Consider the following 18,447-nt stretch of genomic DNA (forward strand, 5'->3'; position numbering starts at 1 on the left):
CCGATCGCGTTTATAAGATCCCCAATGCTCATCCGGCCACCAGCCACGACACCAGCGCCAGAAAGGCCAAACCGAAACCGGCCCAGGTGGTGCGGGAGGTTTTGAGGAACCGCAGACGGGCGACGCTGTTTTCAATCAGCGCGACCAGCACAATGGCGACCAGCAGTTTTAGCAGGCAGAGAAGCAGTGCAATAAGCAACGCAACCGGCGTGGCGCTGCTGGCTTGGCCAAACGGAATAAACAGCCCAAGGAACATCTGCAAAACCACCAGTTGTTTCAGGCTCATACCCCATTTCACTATCCCCAGCGCGGCACCGGAATATTCGGTCAGTGGCCCTTCCTGAAGTTCCTGTTCGGCTTCGGCCATATCGAAGGGCAGTTTTCCCATTTCGATGAATGTGGCGAACGCGCAGGCCAATAGCGCCAGCAGCAGGGGGAGCGTTGACGCCAGCGGCCAATGCGCGACGGTGAGACTGATGTTGCCCAGATTGGTTGATCCGGCGATGAGCGCAGCGACCCACAGACCGAGCAGCAGAATTGGCTCAACCAGCACGCCCAACACCGCTTCACGACTGGCACCGATACCGGTAAACGTGCTGCCCGTGTCCAATCCGGCGATGATGAAAAGAAAGCGTCCGACCGCAAACAGATAGATAACGGTGATCAGATCGCCGAGAGCGGGCAGCGGTGAAGCCAGGGTTAAAACCGGCAGGGCAGAAGCAATGATCAACAGACAGCCGATGAGTAAAAACGGCATGCTGCGAAATACCAGCCCGGAGGCTTCCGGCGCGATGGTCTGACGTTTAAGCAGTTTGAAAATATCGCGGTATTCCTGCCCGATGCCTGGCCCCACCCGGCTGTGCATGCGTGCGCGGGCAACGCGGGAAATACCGGCCATCAACGGGGCGAGGGCCAGAAGCAGCAGTGCCTGCACAATCGCCAGGGGCCACATTTGTTCATCAGGCATCGGGCCATGAAACATCTGATCGTAGATAAAGGTAAAAGATGTCATTTCATATCTCCTCAGGCGATAACCACAACCAGCAGTATGGCCAGTTCAATCAGCGCCAGTGGACGGCAAAACGCCGCCAATCTGCCGCTATGCACGCGGCTAATCAGCCACTGCGGTGCCAGCAGCGTGCGCAGACGGTAGAGTGGGGCGAACATCACTTTCAGCGGTTGGGCAAATCCGCTGGCGGTCACCACCATTGCTGTCTCGTGCCCATAGCCGCAGGCCCAGGCATCGCCCCGCACCCGGCGCGGTTGGCGCGCGCCGCGATACAGGCTGACCAACACAATGGGCAACAGCGGCAGGGAGAGCAGCAAGACCGCAATCAGCGGCGGTGAAACCCAGGTGGTAGCCAGTGCGCCGGGGAAGATGACACCATGCGCTGCGCCCGCCAGCGCAGGTGCATTGAGCAGGCTGGCGGCGATATTGGCAATCACCGGAATAATCCACGGGGCGCCGATGCCGCACACCAGGCAAAGCATCGCCAGCAACACCACGCTCAGGGTCATCGGCCAGGGGGCTGGACCTGCGTTAGCTGCGGCAGGTGTGCGGGCCGTACCGAGGAACGTTACGCCGAACACTTTGGCGACGCACATGACGGCCAGTGCGCCAGTGACCGCCAAAGCCACCGCCAGCAATGGACCGAACAGACGGCCAATAAATGCCTCGCCCGCGCTGAAAGAGAACAGGGATTGATAGATCATCCATTCGCTGGCGAAACCATTCAGGGGCGGCAACGCAGCCATGGCAAACAATGCAATCAGCATGGAGATGGCTGTCCAGGGCATCAGCCGTGCCAGACCGCCCATTTTTTCCAGATCCTTGATTCCCGTCTGACGTTCAATCTCACCGGCCCCGAGAAACAGGGCCCCTTTGAACAGACTGTGGTTGAGCAGGTGAAACAGACCGCCAATCAGCGCCAGAGAGGTCAGCAACGGGGCATGCAGCGCCACGCCGACCATCGCTCCGCCGATGCCCAGCAGGATAATGCCGATGTTTTCCAGCGTGTGATAGGCCAGCAGGCGCTTGATATCATGTTCCATCAACGCATACAGGCCACCAATAAAGGCGGTTATTGCCGCCAGCAGCAGCACCAGCAATCCCCACCACAGAGGCGGTGCGCCAAGCAGATCCAGGCCGATCTTGATGATGCCGAAAATGCCGACTTTCATCATGGCGGACGACATCAGCGCAGAGATATGCGCCGGTGCCGAAGAGTGTGCCTGAGGAACCCAACCGTGCAGCGGAATGATCCCCGAGAGAATGCCGAAGCCGCCGAGCGCCAGCAAGAAGGCCACCGACTGGATAACGGGGGAGAAGTGCCAGGCGCGCAATTCGCTGAATTGCATTGTGCCGCTGGCGTGAAACAGCACGGCAAACGCGGCAACCAGCAGCAAGGTACCCACGCGGGAGAACAGGAACTGATTCAGTCCGGCGCGAATACTTTTGGCATCCGCCTGCTGAATAATCAGGAAATAGGCGCACAGCGAGAGGATCTCGATAAGTATCAGCAGGCTGAGGGCGTTATCCGCAACGACGGTCGCCGTCATGGCCGCGACAAAGAGATTGCTCAGGCAGCCAAGGCGACCGCGTCCTTTCGCCGGTAGCCCCAGCAGGGCGGGAAGGGCGTAAAGTCCGCAGAACAATGCGGTCAGTGATAGGGTGATCAGCAACAGCGCATTCAGCGCACTGAACTCGACAGGGAAATGCAGCCAGGTCAGAACGCCGCTCGGGGGCTGTAAAGGAGAAAACAGGATCTGCGTTCCCGCCAGCAGCGCTGCCGCCGCGGCCAGCAGGGTCAGTAAACCAGAAAGCAGCGTACCACTGCGGGTTGCGCCGAACGCCAGGGCCACGAGGGCAGCCAACAGATAACACACCAGCGCAAAACCCAGCAGCGTCAGCGGGCTTGAAATCATCAGATTCATTGCGTTTCTTGCTCCTTGTGAACGGTGGGGGCGGAGATAAATGGCAAGTCCGCGTGCAGCGCGTCCATGGCGTTTTGGCGTTTATGCTCGCTGGCGCGCTGTGAACTTTCTGCTGTGACCAGCATCAACGCATTGGTCGGGCAGGTTCTGACACAGGCTGGGCCGTCGTCGTTGAAAAGGCATAAATCGCATTTCACTGCGACGGCACGAATACCTGGAATGCAGTCAAGAAACGGGCTGACAGCGGCGGGCGGCAGCGGTGCTGGTAGCGCGAGTGGGGTATTGCAATGCTGCGGAATGGCCAGGGGGCGACTGCCGCTGAAGGTCACTGCGCCGAATGGGCAAGCGATGCCACACAGTTTGCAACTGACACAGAGGCTTTCGTTCAGCACGATGGCATCGTCCTGATGGGTAATGGCATTGACCGGACACACCTGCGCACAGGGGGCATCTTCACATTGGTGGCACATACCGGGTGCGGAATCCCAGGCGTTGCGCATGACGCGCAAGCGCGGCTCACTTTGCAAACCCTGCGCCTGATGTTCGGCGGAACAGGCCGCAACACAGGTGTTACAGCCAATACACAGCCTGGGATCCGCAATAACAAAGCGGTTCATGGAAACTCCTCGGCGTTTCGTCATTTTTGACGAAATCGGCAAAAAAAATGACATTTCGACAGTGAACGTCAGAAAAAATGAAATAAACGGCCTACAGCATCGAGCCGTTTTTGCTATTAATCATTATTTTTTTCAGACCTTCGTTAATTGGATGATTGTCTTGCAAGGAGTCAAATAAGGACTGGTAAACAATATCGATTTTATTTAAATAGTGATTAAGAACGGCATCGAGATCGTTATTATCAATATCCCCATCGATTTTGCCGTTTTCGTCCAGTAGCGCGTGGGCAAAGGTCATAAACCGTGGTTCTTCCAGCGGGGAGGACAAGTTAATGCGGTAGTTGATGTCCTGGCTGTAAAAATCATCACTCAGTTGGATACTGACGGTGAAGTAATTGAACAGCAGGAAGCGGATGTCATGCTCGTGACCGTAGGTAAATTCATGATTCAATTTCTTTTTCGAGGTCGTTACGGCCTTGACCAGACTGTTCTGGTAGGTCATCCACTGCGACATCAGGCGCGCATTTTTTTTCGCTATATAGTCAGCTTTTTCGGTCAATTCACTGATTGTGGTCATCATTATTTTCCATTCTGGTGTTACCAGGGTTCGGCTCTGTCAGTGACGAACCTCGTGTGCGCCACCCCTGGTATAAGGGCGTCGCTGTTTTTTATAGGGCATAAAGCGTGCCAGAATGGAGAAGTAATTTTTTATCGATAAATTTCAATGAATAACGAATTTTTCCAGGATTTAATCTCTTGCAGGTGGCTGCGAGAAAGGTGACGGTGACGAGCCTTTTCGTCAATTTTGACGGCGACAGGGTGACGGTTTTTTCCGGCTTCCCAGCAACCAGAATATTTTCATTCCCACAGGGACGCTTATATTTTCCGTTATCAAGCAGTACGCCGTTATTTTAATAAACAGAGAGACAGAGAAATAAAAACGGGCGGTTTTTTATTGGCGGAATAATTGATGGATGGCACTCTATTTGCAATGGCACTCTATTTGCATAATACCGCTATCAATTACTGCGGAGTGAGCGCATGCATGAAATTACGTTATGCCAAAATGCACTGGATATTATGCAGCAGCAAGCAGCCCGTCACGGCGCGCGACGCATTACTGCGGTCTGGCTGGAAATCGGCGCTTTCTCCTGCGTTGAATTGGAGGCGTTGACCTTTTGTTTCGAACTGGTCTGCCGCGGCACGCTGGCACAAGGCTGCGAATTGCACGTTGAACAGCAGTCCGCAGAGAGTTGGTGTTATGGCTGTCAGCAGGCAATTACCCTGCTCAGTTCGCGGGTGGTTCAGTGCCCAGAATGCGGCAGCAGAAATCTGCGGCTGGTGGCCGACGAAGGCATGCAGATAAAGCGTCTGGAAATAGAGTAACTCAGAGAGGAGTTGTTATGTGTATAGGCATTCCCGGACAAATAGTTGCACTGGATAATGACGATCCCCAGCGCGCCTGGGTGGATGTTTGCGGTGTGCAGCGCGAAGTGAATATCGCATTGGTGCTCAATCCGCAGGCCCACGCGGCGTCGATGATCGGGCGATGGGTGTTGGTACATGTGGGATTTGCCATGAGCCTGCTCGATGAAAACGAGGCGCAGGAAACTCTCTCTGCGCTGCAAGCCATGCAGGAAGTCGAGCCCGACGTGGCACTTTTTCTGCAAGGCGAAAAGACGTGACAAGGCGAAAATAGTTGATCCTGCGTGGGGAGGCGCGAACGAGAAAAGCGTAGACTTCTCCCCGTCATTATTCAAGCAGCAGGTGCGTTGCCGTTATACCTACCGCAGGCGGCGGTAAAACCAGCCGCAACTTTTTCATTTGCTCAAGTTGAGTGGGGAACAATGCCGTATAACCCGATCAGCAACCTCGGACAGCAGGGGTTTTCAGAACTCACCCGGATTCTATTAACGCAGCAGGAAATCCCGGCCTTGCTGCGCAGCATGAAGTCGGAACTGTTCAATAGCGGATTAGCCGATGACATCAACCTTATTCTCTTCCACCCGCGTCAGGGGCGAGTCTGTTTTCACGGTCTCGACGAACAGCATCAGATCATTAATTACGAAGACGAAACCATTCTGGCAAACGGGCCGGTGCAACTTCTGCAAAGCAATTCGGCACCGCAGGTTTATCCCCGGGCCATGTTTACCAGCCGTTTCCCACACCTTGAAGCGCTGGGGCTGTACCCGGAATTTGAGCATTACTGCCTGTTGCCACTGATCACGCCACACGGTCTGGTCGGTGGGTGTGAGTTGTTGCGACGTGGTACCGAGCCTTTTACTTCCCAGTGCCTGACGGCACTGCAACAGCGTGCAGAAATTCTGGCACTGGCAGTCGAACATGTACAACAACATCAGGGGCAGCGGCAAACGGTGGTGCGACTGCGTCATGAGCGTGATGACTATCGGGTGTTGGTGGATGTCACCAATGCCGTGTTATCCAAACTCGATCTTGACGACCTGATCGGTGAGATATCCAAAGAGATCCATAAATTCTTTGGGATTGCAGCGATCAGCATTGTGCTCAGTCCGAGCCATAAAGATTCGATCACTATTTATTCGACCCACTATTTCAATGATGAAGAGCCAGAGCGCGAGCAATATACTGCCGCCCTGGCCGGTACGCTGACTGAAAAAGTCATGACCAGCGGCGAAATGCTGTTGGTTAATTTGCTGCATTCAGCCGGTCTTGCCCCTTATGAACAGCGGTTGTTCACACTGTGGCAAAAGAAAATCCAGACGCTGTGCGTTATCCCGCTGAGTTTTGGCAATAAGCGGCTCGGCGTCCTCAAGCTGGCGCAGTGCCAGCCCGATAATTTTACGTCCGCCAACTTGCGGGTATTGCAGCAGATCGCCGAGCGTATCGCGATTGCCGTGGATAACGCGCTGGCGTATCAGGAGATCAACCGGCTGAAGGAGACGCTGGTGCATGAGAATCTCTATCTCACGGAGCAGATTAACGGCAAAGGGGCCGATTTCGGCGAAATTGTTGGCCGCAGCAGGGTGATGTCCTCCGTGTTAAAGCAGGTGGAGGTAGTGGCAAAAAGCGATTGTACCGTGCTGATTCTGGGTGAAACGGGTACCGGCAAAGAGCTGATTGCGCGGGCCATCCATAATCTCAGCGATCGGGTGAGTCAGCGCATGGTGAAAATGAACTGTGCAGCCATGCCCGCCGGATTGCTTGAAAGCGATCTGTTTGGTCATGAGAAAGGCTCATTCACCGGGGCGACGGCGCAGAGAATGGGGCGCTTTGAACTGGCACACAACGGGTCGCTGTTTCTCGACGAAGTCGGTGATATTCCGCTTGAGCTGCAACCCAAACTGCTGCGCGTGTTGCAGGAGCGCGAGTTTGAGCGCGTAGGAGGCAATAAACTCATTTCGGTAGATGTCAGGTTAATCGCCGCAACAAACCGAAATTTGAAGCAAATGGTCGACGATCGTGAGTTCCGCAGCGATCTCTATTATCGGCTGAACGTTTTCCCGATCGTTATTCCTCCGCTGCGTGAACGCCCTGAAGATATCCCGCAACTGGTGAAATTTTTCACTTACAAAATCGCCAAACGCATGAATCGCACTATCGACAGTATCCCAGCCGAAACGCTGCGTCTGTTGAGCCAATTGCCGTGGCCGGGTAACGTGCGTGAACTGGAAAATGTGATCGAACGGGCGGTGTTGTTGACGCGGGGAACGGTACTGACGCTGGAACTCCCCGAGTTGCAATACCATCTTTCGCCTTTCGCCAAAGAGGGAATGGACAGCGTTTTCCAACGCGCGCCGGTGCGCCCTGATGCGCTTAACGATGATGAATCGGAGTATCAGCGGATTGTCCGCGTCCTGCGGGAAACCAATGGCGTGGTGGCAGGACCGAAAGGGGCGGCGCAACGTCTGGGGTTGAAGCGCACGACGTTGCTTTCGCGGATGAAAAAGTTGGGGATACGGTGAGCGGGGCGGGGAACGTGCAGTCGTCATGGATTATTTTGTCGATAGAAGTCATAAAATAGTCCTTAAAAGAATAAACTTTTGCCAATATGAGACTAATACCAAAATTTCATATTGAAATACCAAGATTATATAAAGAAAGAAATTTCACTACTCATTTCAAGGTTATTGCCTCAACTGCACGAGATCAGCAAAACCGCTGTGGCCGCCCAGAATAATATGCATCCGGTAAAAATCATAAACCACACGGCTCGGTTACTTAAGGAAAAACGCTGACCAGATTGCGCTGATTTGAACATGTTTATTTTATCCTTCTAGTAGATTTAGTTATATTTTTATGGTCAATGTTTAAATGTTATTGATGTTGATGGCTTTATAAGTGAGTGATTTTTTTAAATTCCGCACCCAACTTCTTGAATAAGAAGAAATAATGACAAAAGTAAAAATATTGAATTTTTTGTTATTTATCATGCGCGTGCAATTGATTTTATATCATTGAAAACTATAATGTTATTGTCTTATTCTGTCTAAAAATATACCGTTATTTTATATTTATTGCAGGTGTGAAAATCTGCACGTCAGTATCAAAATCGGGTGTAATAAAGTCAATCAGGCTTTATTTAAGCAAAAAATTTCTTTTGATGTAATAAAGAGTCCGTTTTTGTATTAATTTAATTGCAACATGCATGATTCTTAATTGGCATGTTTTTTGATCAAAACAGTTTTTGGGCAACCTGCGAGTGATATCACCGATGCCTGCAACTCTGAGGTTTGGGGAGGACGTGGGAAGAGCCTTTACCGGGCAGACAGTGCGCCGACGATGAGAGTTTTTTGCGACTTTACTCTCTTATTGTGAACTCGCATCTGGACAAATCGTTAATCTATTGCTGTACTGTATTTGACACACATTTTGTGTCCAACATTCACGTTAAAGGTAAGTTAGATGTCTAAGATTAAAGGTAGCGTTAAGTGGTTTAATGAGTCGAAAGGCTTTGGCTTCATTACTCCAGAAGATGGTAGCAAAGATGTATTCGTTCACTTCTCTGCCATCACTAGCAATGGTTTCAAAACTCTTGCTGAAGGCCAGCGTGTAGAATTTGAAATCACGAGCGGTGCCAAAGGCCCATCTGCAGCTAACGTTATCGCAATTTAATTGATTAGCCGATTTCTTGAAAACCCGCCTCCGGCGGGTTTTTTTATGCCAGAAACAAACCGATCGGATTGAGGAAAACGACAAGGCGAACATGCATTGAGATCGGTCAGAGCCGCATTATTCGCGAGTCTGACGCTCACTGCCCGTGGCGAGGGCAGCAGTTCCAGCGGTCAATTGATCTTACTTAGGGGTACAGCCTGCTCAGAGATACAGATAGCTCTTGAGGAACAGGGTGACGACTATCAGGCAAAAAATTATTGTCAGATATTCGACCAGCGTTTTGGGTAGGGTAAACATAATCGACGTCCATACTTTAAGATCAGATTTATGGTGTCGATTATCCAGAGCCAACATTAAGATAACATTAAGAACCTACCCCATAGATTCTTTTACTTGCCATTTTGCGCCTGGGTAGTGCGCAGGCGTTCAGTGACTGTTGGCCCATGAGACAATCATGAATGCCAGCAGGGTCATCAGCACGGATCCCACCACATTCAACAGGATATTCAATCCTGCATCCGCCAGACGACCATCCTGTAACTGATAGACGACTTCCAGCGAAAAAGTGGAAAATGTGGTTAACCCACCGCAAAAACCGGTGGTCAGCAGCAGTTTCCACAGCGGATCCAGATTTGCCATGCGGCTGAACACGGCGATGCCCAACCCTATGATAAATGCCCCGACCAGATTGACGGTCAGCGTACCCAGCGGCAGAACCGGCGTAATCCCATTGAGCTTCATACTGACATACCAGCGCGCTACGCTGCCCAGGCCACCACCAATAAATACGGCCAGAAGTATTGCAAACATAAATAACCTTTCGTGAAAAGAGGGGGTTGGCACGGAAAGAATAAGGCATGACGCTACGACCTTACACCGGCTTTCGTCATATTTGTAGGACGAAGATGAATCGGGTGGCGATAAATTCATACTCAGCCATAAAGCGCCTACCCATAAACCAGGGCCAGGGCATCCGCAACAAAATCCACCTTGTCTGCCGTGAGCTGGCTGGTACTGATGCGGATATGTTGCCCCGGACGAATACGACACCCCTCACCAGGCAATACCGCAATACCACGAGCGGCCAGGGTGACCAGGGCAAATTGCTCCGAGGGAACGCCGAGCCAAATACTCAGGCCATCATGCAGGGGAACATCAATACCGCGAATAGCCAGTGCGGTGACCAGATCTTGCCTGCGTTTGGCGTAAATGCGTCTGGCTTCGCCGAGCCCCTGCTGAGTTTGGGGATCGGTCAGTAACCACGCCAGGGTATGCTGCAACAGGCGGCTGCTCCAGCCTGCACCAAAATTCCGGAATGACTGGATTTGCTTGATCATTTCCCGCGTACCCGACACCACGCCCAACCGTAAATCCGGGCCGTAAGACTTCGAATAGGATCGCACATGCACCGTTCTGTCCGGGAATTCGCTACCAAGACTGACTGCTGGCCAGGCCGATAAATCACCCAGGCCATCGTCTTCAATGATCAGCGTTTGCTGGTCGCGCAACAGGGCGGTTAATTGCCGAACACGCATGGGCGTAATGGTGTGACCGCAGTGCGAATGGGTTCGGGGCTGATAAATAAAGGCACTGGGATTCTGGCGCAGTGCGGCGTGTAATGCATCCGGAAGGGGGCCCTGTTCGTCGCAGGGGACAGGCAACACGTCGGCACCAATATGATCGAGAATATCCAGCAGGCGTGAAGCCGTTGGATCTTCAATCGCTACGCGTGTGCCGGGCATAATCAAGGTTTGCATAATCAGACTCATGCCGTCAAAACCGCCATCGGCGGCCAGAAAAGCATCAGCCTGATAGGGCCAGGTCAGTTTTACCGCCTCTTCCAGCACGGGCATAATCGGCTCGCGTAAATAGCTGTTCAGATGGTGCGTTTCTGTCGCACTGATCAATGCCGCTTTCAGGTCGGGTAATAACAAGGGATCCGGCGCGGAGAGCACTAAATCGGCGGTAATATGTTCGCCAAAATTACCAATTTGTTCAAAACGCACCGGGCGGGGCGAAACTTTATCGCCGCAGACCCACACACCGGTACGGCCACGCCCGGCGATCACCTTCTGTTTTTTCAGTTGACTCCATGCCGCAGACACTGTCGCCGGGCTGACGCCCAGAGCCTGTGCCAGCTCTCTTACCGCAGGTAAATGCATGCCAATCTCGATCGTTCCGGCACGAATCAAGGCGGCAGTGTCAATCGCGATACCGCGTTTTGTCCGATCCTGTAACCGTTCCGCCAGCCATTGCGCAGCGAGATCTGTAGCCATAAGAAGAACCTTTGTTCAGTAACAAAGTTTGCATTGTACATATAATTATAAACAATTAGTATCAGGAATAGGCAGGAAGTGACTATTAAATAACCACACAACACATCGACCATAAATCTTGCTGTAAGGGGTGAAGGACGTGACAACCACGATCAGACTGGCAGTGCGGGATTGGGACTATTTTACGCCATTGGCCTTGGGCGACGTAAAACCCGCAGGATTCAATATTGAAGTCCACCGTGTGGGTACGTTGGTGGACGATCTGGCGACCAGCAGTATGTTTCAGGCAGGGGAAGTGTCATTCAGTCGTTATGCCCAGAGCTGCGCACGCGGTGATTACTCATTGCTGGGATTACCCCATTTCTTGATGCGTGGTTTTCGCCAGCGTTGCATTATTACCACGGAACACAACCCGATCACCGAGTTGGCTGGGCTGGCTGGAAAACGCATTGGCCTCACGGGCTGGCAAGATTCGGGCAATACCTGGACCCGCGCATTGCTGCGCGAGGTTGGTGTAAATACCGACGACGCATTTTGGTACGTTGGCCGGTTAACCGAAGACCATCCGATCGTCGATCGTTTAGGGGGATTTGGCCGTCCAGGGCGGATTGAGGCGGCACCTGGCGAACGGCCACTGATGACGCTCCTGCAGCAGGGTGAATTGGATGCCGTGTTCACACCGTTCATGCCGGTAGGATTCTTTAAACGAGACTCGGGCTTGCGCCAGTTGCAACCGGATTTCCGCCAGGCCGAGATCGACTATTTCGATCGGGTGGGATATATACCCGGAATGCATGTGTTGGGAATTCAACCTGCCATCGCTGAACAATATCCCTGGTTACCACAAGCATTGAGTGAAGTTATTGATAAATCGTGGCGTGTCTGGATGGATAAGCGCGAGAAATATGCCGATACGACACCCTGGTTATTGGACGATATCCGACGCACCGTTCGCGACCTGCCTGATAACTGGAACGACAATGGACTGGCGGCCAACGAAAAAATGATTTCTGATTTTGCCCATGAACTCTACGTTCAGGGAATAACCGCACATTGCCTCACGACTGCCGAACTGTTTCCCTTCGCGCACAACGGTGAGAGGAGCTGAACATGCCAGAAAAACTTTCTACTTCGCAGAAAACAACGATAAAAGTTGCATTGGGGCAATTTGCCGTCGCCCGTGATTGGCAAACCAACGCCGAGACCTGTCTGGCATTAATGGCCCGTGCCCATGAGGCGTCGGTCGATCTGTTGGTTCTGCCCGAAGGTATTCTGGCCCGCGATATTGCCGATCCCGATCTGGTCCTGAAAGCGGCTCAGCCACTGGATGGCCCTTTCGTTACCCAATTGCTGGCTGCCAGCAAAGGCCAAGCATTGACGGTGATGATGAGTGTGCATACGCCAGCCAGTGAAGGGCGGGTGTGGAATGTACTCATCGCCATTCGCGACGGAAAAATCCTCGCCGAGTACCGCAAACTGCATTTATACGATGCGTTCTCGATGCAGGAATCCAAAAATGTGACGCCAGGAAATGAAATTCCGCCGTTGGTGGACGTCGCCGGATTCAAGGTCGGGTTGATGACCTGCTATGACATTCGCTTCCCGGAACTGGCCCGTCGTCTGGTGCTGGACGGTGCCGAGGTTTTGGTGCTGCCTGCCGCCTGGGTAAAAGGCCCGTTGAAAGAAGCCCATTGGGAGGTTTTGGTGACAGCGCGTGCGTTGGAGAACACCACCTATGTGGTTGCCGTCGGTGAATGCGGGGAGCGCAATATCGGCAACAGTATGGTGGTCGATCCGTTGGGTGTCGCGATCGCCCGCGCGGCTGAAGCACCGGCGTTGGTCTTTGCAGAATTGGACAAAACCCGATTGCGTCATGCGCGCCAGGTTTTGCCAGTGCTTGAAAATCGCTGCTTTGGTACCCCCCAATTGCGTAGCGATAAATAATCAGCAATAGGCAGTACCCCGGGATTTTTTGTATTCACTTGCACCAACGCCAGGCTTTGTTTTTTTGTATCGCTTTGCACCAACATCGAGCTTTATTCAAAACCTATGGAAATTAACGACTGAAGGTAAACAGAGGAAATGGAGATGATAACTAAACGTTTATTTCGGCTCGCTGTTTTGGCCGGTGCACTGTGTTCAGCAACCAGTTTTGCCGTAGAGAATGTCACTATTGCACAGCAAAAAATGGATCCGGCGCTGCATGCACTTCTTCCCGCCGAGATTCAAAAATCCGGTGTCATGACGTCAGTCAATAATGGTTCATTCCCACCCTATGAACTGGTCTCCAGCACCAACTCCCTGGACGGGGCGAGCGCGGACCTGGCCAAGGCAATGGGCGAGTTGCTGGGCGTCACGGTTCACCACGCATCAGTCAGTGGTTTGCCAGGATTGCTGAGTGGCATTCAGTCAGGCCGCTATCAGTTGGGGATTGGGCCGATTGGTGATTTCCCTGAGCGTGAAGCGAAGAATGACTTCATTGATTTTGTGCAGGAGTTTGTGGTCTTTGCCGTTCATGCGGGCAATCCACAAAAAATTAACGGCCTCGACGATACGTGCGGCAAACGCATCGCCGTTATGGCCGGGGGCTCGGCAGAACAGGTGATTCGCAAACAATCCGCTGCATGTACAGAGCAAGGGAAAGCCGCAGTTACCATCCAATCCTACACCGACCAACCTACCTCTATTTTGGCCGTGCGCTCCAACCGCTCCGATGCTTTCTTTTCATCGCAGGCACCGCTGACCTATTTCGTTGCACAGACCAATGGTCAACTTGAGCTGGCAGGTACCGGTCAACGCAATGGTTTTGGCGATCTCTATCAGGGAACCGTCGTGCCGAAAGATTCGCAACTCGGTAAGGCCGTACTTGCGGCTTATCAGGCGCTGTTTGACAACGGGACGTACGCGATCATCATGAAAAAATGGGGGCTCGAAGGCAATATGCTCAAGGCTCCAGGGCGCAATCTGGCGGGGGCACAGGCTAAATGAGTGAAAAACCGTATAGTGCGAAACCAGAAACCAGGGACGACTATACGCTGGATCCACACCGTAATGTTGAAGTGGCACACGCGCCCCGCAGGCTGGGGCGTTGGTTAAGCTGGATTATTGTGCTGTTGATTACAGCCGATGTGTTGTGGGTGGTAGCGACCAACAAGAATTTTGAATGGCACGTGGTGGGGCAGTGGTTCACCGCCGCCTCAGTGATGAAAGGCTTGGGGGTCACACTCGGGTTGACCGTTGTCTCGATGCTGATCGGGGTTGCGATTGGCTTGCTGCTGGCCGTTGCCCGCCTGTCGGACAGCGCATTGTTGCGCGGGATGTCGGGTATCTACATCTGGTTCTTCCGCGGTACGCCGCTGCTGGTACAACTGATTTTTTGGTACAACATGTCCACGCTGTTTCCCCGGGTCGTGCTCGGTATTCCTTTTGGACCCGAACTTGCGTCGTGGAATACCAACGATCTGATTACGCCGCTCACTGCCGCTATCGCCGGACTTGCCCTGAATGAAGCGGCCTATATGGCTGAAATTATCCGTGGCGGGCTGTTATCGGTGGACAATGGTCAAGTGGAGACCACCCAGGCGTTTGGCATGACGCGAGCCCGCGCACTCCGCCGGATTATCATTCCGCAGGCGATGCGTTCGATTATCCCGCCAACGGGCAATCAGTTAATCAGCATGATTAAAGCGACGTCGCTGGTCAGCGTCATCGCGATGGGTGACCTGCTCTATTCCGTGCAGGCGGTGTATAACCAGACATTTGAAGTCGTCCCGATGCTGATGGTGGCGGTCATCTGGTATCTGCTGATCACGTCGGTGCTTAATGTGGGGCAATCGGCTATCGAGCGTTATTACTCTCGTGGATCGCGACGCTCTGCCTCGGCAACTAAACGTCGTTTGCCTGCCGATAATGAAAAAACGATACCTATAATCAATCGCCCGGATTCCGATCAGCGAGGTGACGTATGAGTAAAGCCAAGCTCATGGCAGCAGATGCTGGGGCCGTGCCTCTGGTGATCGCCCGTAATGTGCATAAAAGTTACGGTGACAATGAAGTGTTAAAAGGGATTGATCTTGAGGTCAAGCCCAGCGAAGTGGTAGTGATTTTGGGACCCTCTGGCTCAGGGAAATCGACTTTCTTGCGCTGTATCAACCATTTGGAAGATATGGATCGTGGCTATATTTTGGTTAATGGCGAACAGATTGGCTATCAATTGCGGGGCACGGAACTACACCGGCTTTCTGCCCGCGCGATTGCCCGTCAGCGTCGTGATATTGGGATGGTGTTCCAGCAATTCAATCTTTATCCGCATCTGACCGTTCTGCAAAATATTATTGAAGCGCCTATCGGCGTGCATAAGCAGAGTCGGCATGAGGCGATCAAATATGCCCATGAACTGCTGGAAAAAGTAGGATTGAGCGATAAGGCAGATGCTTACCCGCGCCACCTTTCCGGTGGTCAGCAACAACGTGTTGCAATTGCCCGTGCGCTGGCCGTGAAACCTAAGCTAATGTTATTCGATGAGCCCACGTCGGCGCTTGATCCCGAATTGGTCGGCGAGGTCTTGTCTACCATGCGCGATCTGGCTGCTCAGGGACTGACGATGATCGTGGTAACCCATGAGATTGGGTTCGCACGCGAAGCTGCGGATCGGGTGGTATTTATGGATCGCGGCTATGTCGTCGAACAAGGTGCGCCGGAAGATGTGCTGGTCAATCCGCAACATCCACGAACCCGCGCTTTCCTCAGTCGTTTTATTTAACGTTTCTGTTCAGGAAGAACGATATTACTCTGTTACACATTGTAATTGAGTTACCGTTAATAATGTCCGTAAATGCATTATCGTTTCTTTCGCTGATGTCATCGGCAACGTGTTAAATAAGAAGGTATGTATGGAAGGTATCAGTATTACTAAACTGTTGGTGGTTGCGGTATTGATCGTGCTGTTGTTTGGCACCAGCAAACTCCGTACTCTGGGTGCGGATTTAGGCTCTGCACTGAAAGGCTTTAAAAAGGCCATGAGTGACGACAACACAGCGGCAAAAACCACGGCTGACGATGAAACCCCTCCGCGCGTAGAAAAGAAAGACTAAAGAGAGCCGCGCAGCAAATAAAAAACGGATGCTCATGGAAACATCCGTTTTTTGTGTTTTCGTCGCTAACTTGTAACCGGGTGTGAACACCATTTCTCCGCCCGGATGACGCCCGAACGGTCGTGCATCACTTGACTTCCATACCCTTTGCCTGCAAATCGGCATGGTAAGACGAGCGAACAAAAGGTCCACACGCTGCATGGGTAAAGCCCATCGCCATCGCTTCACCCTTCATTTCGTCGAATTCTGCCGGACTGACGTAGCGTTGAACAGGCAGATGGTGGCGGCTTGGCTGTAAATATTGCCCCAACGTCAGCATTGTCACGCCATGGCGACGCAGGTCGCGCATCACTTCCACGATCTCTGCATTGGTTTCACCCAAACCTACCATCAAACCGGACTTGGTCGGGATCTCTGGATGCGCTTCTTTAAAACGCTCCAGCAATTTCAACGACCATTCATAGTTGGCACCGGGGCGAACCTGACGATATACGCGCGGTACGTTTTCCAGGTTATGGTTAAAAACGTCGGGAGGTGTCGCGGTAAGAATATCCAGCGCGCGATCCATACGGCCACGGAAATCAGGGACCAGCGTCTCAATTTTAATCGTCGGACTTTTCTCCCGGATGGCGGCAATACAATCAGCGAAGTGTTGGGCTCCGCCATCACGCAGGTCATCACGGTCAACCGAGGTGATCACGACGTAACGCAACGCCATGTCGGCGATGGTCTGCGCCAGCTTTGCTGGTTCGTGAGCATCGGGTGCCACCGGGCGGCCGTGGGCCACATCGCAGAATGGGCAGCGGCGGGTACAGATTGCGCCGAGAATCATAAAAGTGGCGGTGCCGTGGTTGAAACACTCTGACAGGTTGGGGCAGGACGCTTCCTCACACACGGAATGCAGTCCATTTTTACGCATAGCGGCCTTGATACCCTGTATCCTGCTGGAATCCGCAGGGAGTTTAATCTTCATCCACTCGGGTTTGCGTAATATTTCCTGCCGTTCGGTGACCACAGTCTTCACCGGGATCAGCGCCATTTTATCCGCATCGCGGTATTTGACGCCGCGTTCCATCTGAATCGGTTTACTCATAATCGTGCAGGTTCCAGGTTCGAATCTCTTAACGCGAGATTTTCATGAAAATCAAAGGATTTCAGCAGTCATTCAAAATTTTTTGAAAATTATCCAAAAATTATAACACCTGTCACATCTGCATTCAGCCCCTGGTTAACGAATGAACCTGATTTTGTGTCATATTTTAAGCGGGAAAGGGCACAAATGAGGTCGCTTTAGGCGTCAAAACAATATTAAATACTTGATAATTATCAATTTAAATAGAAATTTGCAGGTATGGTAAATTGTTGGCGTGATGTTAGCGAGAAGTGTCTTTTTATGCGGTGCAGTAAAAAAGGCAGAGCATCAATTTTTTTGCGGGTGGAATCGGCCCCCGTAGGGGCGGCTTAGCTTTTTTTGCTATGCAAAGGGGGGTTGAGTTTCTGGGCTCAACGATTCGCAAATGGCAGAAATGAGGGACATGAGCGTTTTGTCTTTTTTGACCGCTTTGTTGTAGTGCAAAATGACATCAAAATCTTCTAAGGGATACGCTGTTTCAAGCCTTTTAATATTAAAGGCACTGCCAAACAGGTTATACATTTCAAGGGGAATATACGCGATGAGATCGCTGGTGCTTACCATTCCAATAATATTAAATACATTATGAGTGGTGAATGTGATATTTCTCGTAATGATCTGTTCATCGATTTCGAAGATTTTTCTTTTCACCATCGGATCGTCTATTAACAGATGCGCATATTTTTCTTCACGGGATTGCTCAACGCTCAGATGCTTATCCAGACGCGGGTGATCGGTACGGCATATAGCAATGATTTTATTAGTGAATAATTTAACGGAAGCAATTGATTTGTTATAGATCGGGTTAACATCAATGATGATGTCGGCCTTGAATTGGCTCAGCATCTCCTCGTTGTCACCCATAGGAATATGGAGCAGCGTATAGTTTTCATTGATCTTGAGTAACTCTTTATAGATAGATGGAAAAGTCAGTAACGCAATATGCGGGCGACAACAGACCGTGAGAAAGCGTTTGTTTTCACTGTTCCGACTGAAATCCAGTCCGGTAATGATCGAGCCCAACCCCTTGCTGATATGGCTGTGCAAGTTCTCCGCATAGCTGGTAGGTGTGATTCCCTGGCCTGAGCGAATAAAAAGCGGATCGGGGAATGTGTTGCGTAATTTCTGGATCGATTGGCTGACTGAAGAGGGTGTAAGGTTCAATGCCTTGGCTGCATTGACAATCCCTTTGTTGAGATAAACCGCCTCGAAAACAGTCAATAAATTAAGATCAATATTTCTTAATTTATTGAGATTTGCAGCGATATTATTTTCGTCCATAAAGTTTTCTCTTGATAGCA

General features: G+C 51.7%; 18 protein-coding genes. 10 read left to right on the forward strand and 8 right to left on the reverse strand.

Translation table 11 applies throughout. The features are described from left to right. Positions 1-28: 28 nt before the first annotated feature. The 4 genes from DRI82_RS01445 to hycA form a co-directional block, all read right to left on the reverse strand. A complete protein-coding gene (locus DRI82_RS01445; RefSeq protein ID WP_114192003.1) occupies positions 29-952 on the reverse strand; it encodes a respiratory chain complex I subunit 1 family protein in 924 nt (307 codons plus the stop codon). Positions 953-1,023: 71 nt separating this feature from the next. Further along, complete coding sequence (locus DRI82_RS01450; RefSeq protein ID WP_114191722.1) at positions 1,024-2,934, reverse strand: proton-conducting transporter transmembrane domain-containing protein; 1,911 nt, start codon at positions 2,932-2,934, stop codon at positions 1,024-1,026. Beyond that, positions 2,931-3,551, reverse strand: a complete 621-nt coding sequence (locus DRI82_RS01455) for a 4Fe-4S dicluster domain-containing protein (RefSeq protein WP_114191723.1) — start codon at positions 3,549-3,551, stop codon at positions 2,931-2,933. Before DRI82_RS01455 ends, DRI82_RS01450 begins: the two co-directional genes overlap by 4 nt. A gap of 91 nt (positions 3,552-3,642) precedes the next feature. Then, complete coding sequence (hycA, locus tag DRI82_RS01460) at positions 3,643-4,131, reverse strand: formate hydrogenlyase regulator HycA (protein ID WP_342768526.1); 489 nt, start codon at positions 4,129-4,131, stop codon at positions 3,643-3,645. A 461-nt stretch (positions 4,132-4,592) separates the two neighbouring features. Here hycA and hypA point away from each other — a divergent pair, with 461 nt between their 5' ends. The 4 genes from hypA (at position 4,593) to cspE (ending at position 8,645) form a co-directional block, all read left to right on the forward strand. After that, positions 4,593-4,937 carry a hydrogenase maturation nickel metallochaperone HypA gene (hypA, locus tag DRI82_RS01465; RefSeq protein WP_114191725.1) on the forward strand — a complete coding sequence of 115 codons (345 nt, stop codon included), beginning with the start codon at positions 4,593-4,595 and terminating at the stop codon, positions 4,935-4,937. A gap of 17 nt (positions 4,938-4,954) precedes the next feature. After that, a complete protein-coding gene (gene hypC / locus DRI82_RS01470; protein ID WP_114191726.1) occupies positions 4,955-5,236 on the forward strand; it encodes a HypC/HybG/HupF family hydrogenase formation chaperone in 282 nt (93 codons plus the stop codon). A 162-nt stretch (positions 5,237-5,398) separates the two neighbouring features. Beyond that, on the forward strand, positions 5,399-7,495 hold the full coding sequence (gene flhA / locus DRI82_RS01475) for a formate hydrogenlyase transcriptional activator FlhA (RefSeq protein ID WP_114191727.1): 2,097 nt from the start codon (positions 5,399-5,401) through the stop codon (positions 7,493-7,495). Between the two features lie 940 nt (positions 7,496-8,435). Then, positions 8,436-8,645 (forward strand): transcription antiterminator/RNA stability regulator CspE, encoded by a 210-nt coding sequence (gene cspE, locus DRI82_RS01480; RefSeq protein ID WP_114191728.1) that lies wholly within the window; start codon positions 8,436-8,438, stop codon positions 8,643-8,645. A gap of 426 nt (positions 8,646-9,071) precedes the next feature. Here the strand turns inward: cspE and crcB are convergent, their stop codons facing one another. Both crcB and DRI82_RS01490 read right to left on the reverse strand, forming a co-directional pair. After that, on the reverse strand, positions 9,072-9,455 hold the full coding sequence (crcB, locus tag DRI82_RS01485; protein WP_114191729.1) for a fluoride efflux transporter CrcB: 384 nt from the start codon (positions 9,453-9,455) through the stop codon (positions 9,072-9,074). A 137-nt stretch (positions 9,456-9,592) separates the two neighbouring features. Then, entirely contained in the window at positions 9,593-10,921 is a 1,329-nt protein-coding gene (locus tag DRI82_RS01490) for an aminotransferase class I/II-fold pyridoxal phosphate-dependent enzyme (protein WP_114191730.1), read from the reverse strand. 130 nt (positions 10,922-11,051) lie between these two features. Between DRI82_RS01490 and DRI82_RS01495 the strand changes: the two genes are divergently transcribed. From DRI82_RS01495 to tatE, 6 genes are all read left to right on the forward strand, one after another. Beyond that, a complete protein-coding gene (locus DRI82_RS01495; protein ID WP_245956748.1) occupies positions 11,052-12,029 on the forward strand; it encodes a substrate-binding domain-containing protein in 978 nt (325 codons plus the stop codon). A 38-nt stretch (positions 12,030-12,067) separates the two neighbouring features. Continuing rightward, on the forward strand, positions 12,068-12,865 hold the full coding sequence (locus DRI82_RS01500; protein ID WP_114192004.1) for a deaminated glutathione amidase: 798 nt from the start codon (positions 12,068-12,070) through the stop codon (positions 12,863-12,865). A 144-nt stretch (positions 12,866-13,009) separates the two neighbouring features. Continuing rightward, entirely contained in the window at positions 13,010-13,909 is a 900-nt protein-coding gene (locus DRI82_RS01505; protein ID WP_114191732.1) for an ABC transporter substrate-binding protein, read from the forward strand. Next, the gene (locus DRI82_RS01510; RefSeq protein WP_114191733.1) at positions 13,906-14,889 is read left to right on the forward strand and encodes an amino acid ABC transporter permease; all 984 of its coding nucleotides are present in this window, start codon (positions 13,906-13,908) and stop codon (positions 14,887-14,889) included. The genes DRI82_RS01505 and DRI82_RS01510 overlap by 4 nt, the downstream gene beginning before the upstream one ends. Further along, positions 14,886-15,683 carry an amino acid ABC transporter ATP-binding protein gene (locus tag DRI82_RS01515; protein ID WP_211317621.1) on the forward strand — a complete coding sequence of 266 codons (798 nt, stop codon included), beginning with the start codon at positions 14,886-14,888 and terminating at the stop codon, positions 15,681-15,683. The genes DRI82_RS01510 and DRI82_RS01515 overlap by 4 nt, the downstream gene beginning before the upstream one ends. 130 nt (positions 15,684-15,813) lie before the next feature. Beyond that, positions 15,814-16,014, forward strand: a complete 201-nt coding sequence (gene tatE, locus DRI82_RS01520; RefSeq protein WP_114191734.1) for a twin-arginine translocase subunit TatE — start codon at positions 15,814-15,816, stop codon at positions 16,012-16,014. Positions 16,015-16,141: 127 nt separating this feature from the next. Here the strand turns inward: tatE and lipA are convergent, their stop codons facing one another. Both lipA and DRI82_RS01530 read right to left on the reverse strand, forming a co-directional pair. After that, the gene (lipA, locus tag DRI82_RS01525; protein ID WP_114191735.1) at positions 16,142-17,107 is read right to left on the reverse strand and encodes a lipoyl synthase; all 966 of its coding nucleotides are present in this window, start codon (positions 17,105-17,107) and stop codon (positions 16,142-16,144) included. Positions 17,108-17,488: 381 nt separating this feature from the next. Beyond that, positions 17,489-18,427, reverse strand: a complete 939-nt coding sequence (locus tag DRI82_RS01530) for a YbeF family transcriptional regulator (protein WP_114191736.1) — start codon at positions 18,425-18,427, stop codon at positions 17,489-17,491. Between the last annotated feature and the right edge of the window lie 20 nt (positions 18,428-18,447).

Origin of the sequence: Edaphovirga cremea (assembly GCF_003332275.1) — a bacterium.
GTDB lineage: Bacteria > Pseudomonadota > Gammaproteobacteria > Enterobacterales > Enterobacteriaceae > Edaphovirga > Edaphovirga cremea.

Bases quoted from the DNA above. Each gene is read 5' to 3' on its own strand.
- DRI82_RS01445 (WP_114192003.1), bottom strand. From the start codon at position 952: ATGTGGCCCCTGGCGATTGTGCAGGCACTGCTGCTTCTGGCCCTCGCC.
- DRI82_RS01450 (WP_114191722.1), bottom strand. From the start codon at position 2,934: ATGAATCTGATGATTTCAAGCCCGCTGACGCTGCTGGGTTTTGCGCTG.
- DRI82_RS01455 (WP_114191723.1), bottom strand. From the start codon at position 3,551: ATGAACCGCTTTGTTATTGCGGATCCCAGGCTGTGTATTGGCTGTAAC.
- hycA (WP_342768526.1), bottom strand. From the start codon at position 4,131: ATGATGACCACAATCAGTGAATTGACCGAAAAAGCTGACTATATAGCG.
- hypA (WP_114191725.1), top strand. From the start codon at position 4,593: ATGCATGAAATTACGTTATGCCAAAATGCACTGGATATTATGCAGCAG.
- hypC (WP_114191726.1), top strand. From the start codon at position 4,955: ATGTGTATAGGCATTCCCGGACAAATAGTTGCACTGGATAATGACGAT.
- flhA (WP_114191727.1), top strand. From the start codon at position 5,399: ATGCCGTATAACCCGATCAGCAACCTCGGACAGCAGGGGTTTTCAGAA.
- cspE (WP_114191728.1), top strand. From the start codon at position 8,436: ATGTCTAAGATTAAAGGTAGCGTTAAGTGGTTTAATGAGTCGAAAGGC.
- crcB (WP_114191729.1), bottom strand. From the start codon at position 9,455: ATGTTTGCAATACTTCTGGCCGTATTTATTGGTGGTGGCCTGGGCAGC.
- DRI82_RS01490 (WP_114191730.1), bottom strand. From the start codon at position 10,921: ATGGCTACAGATCTCGCTGCGCAATGGCTGGCGGAACGGTTACAGGAT.
- DRI82_RS01505 (WP_114191732.1), top strand. From the start codon at position 13,010: ATGATAACTAAACGTTTATTTCGGCTCGCTGTTTTGGCCGGTGCACTG.
- DRI82_RS01510 (WP_114191733.1), top strand. From the start codon at position 13,906: ATGAGTGAAAAACCGTATAGTGCGAAACCAGAAACCAGGGACGACTAT.
- DRI82_RS01515 (WP_211317621.1), top strand. From the start codon at position 14,886: ATGAGTAAAGCCAAGCTCATGGCAGCAGATGCTGGGGCCGTGCCTCTG.
- tatE (WP_114191734.1), top strand. From the start codon at position 15,814: ATGGAAGGTATCAGTATTACTAAACTGTTGGTGGTTGCGGTATTGATC.
- lipA (WP_114191735.1), bottom strand. From the start codon at position 17,107: ATGAGTAAACCGATTCAGATGGAACGCGGCGTCAAATACCGCGATGCG.
- DRI82_RS01530 (WP_114191736.1), bottom strand. From the start codon at position 18,427: ATGGACGAAAATAATATCGCTGCAAATCTCAATAAATTAAGAAATATT.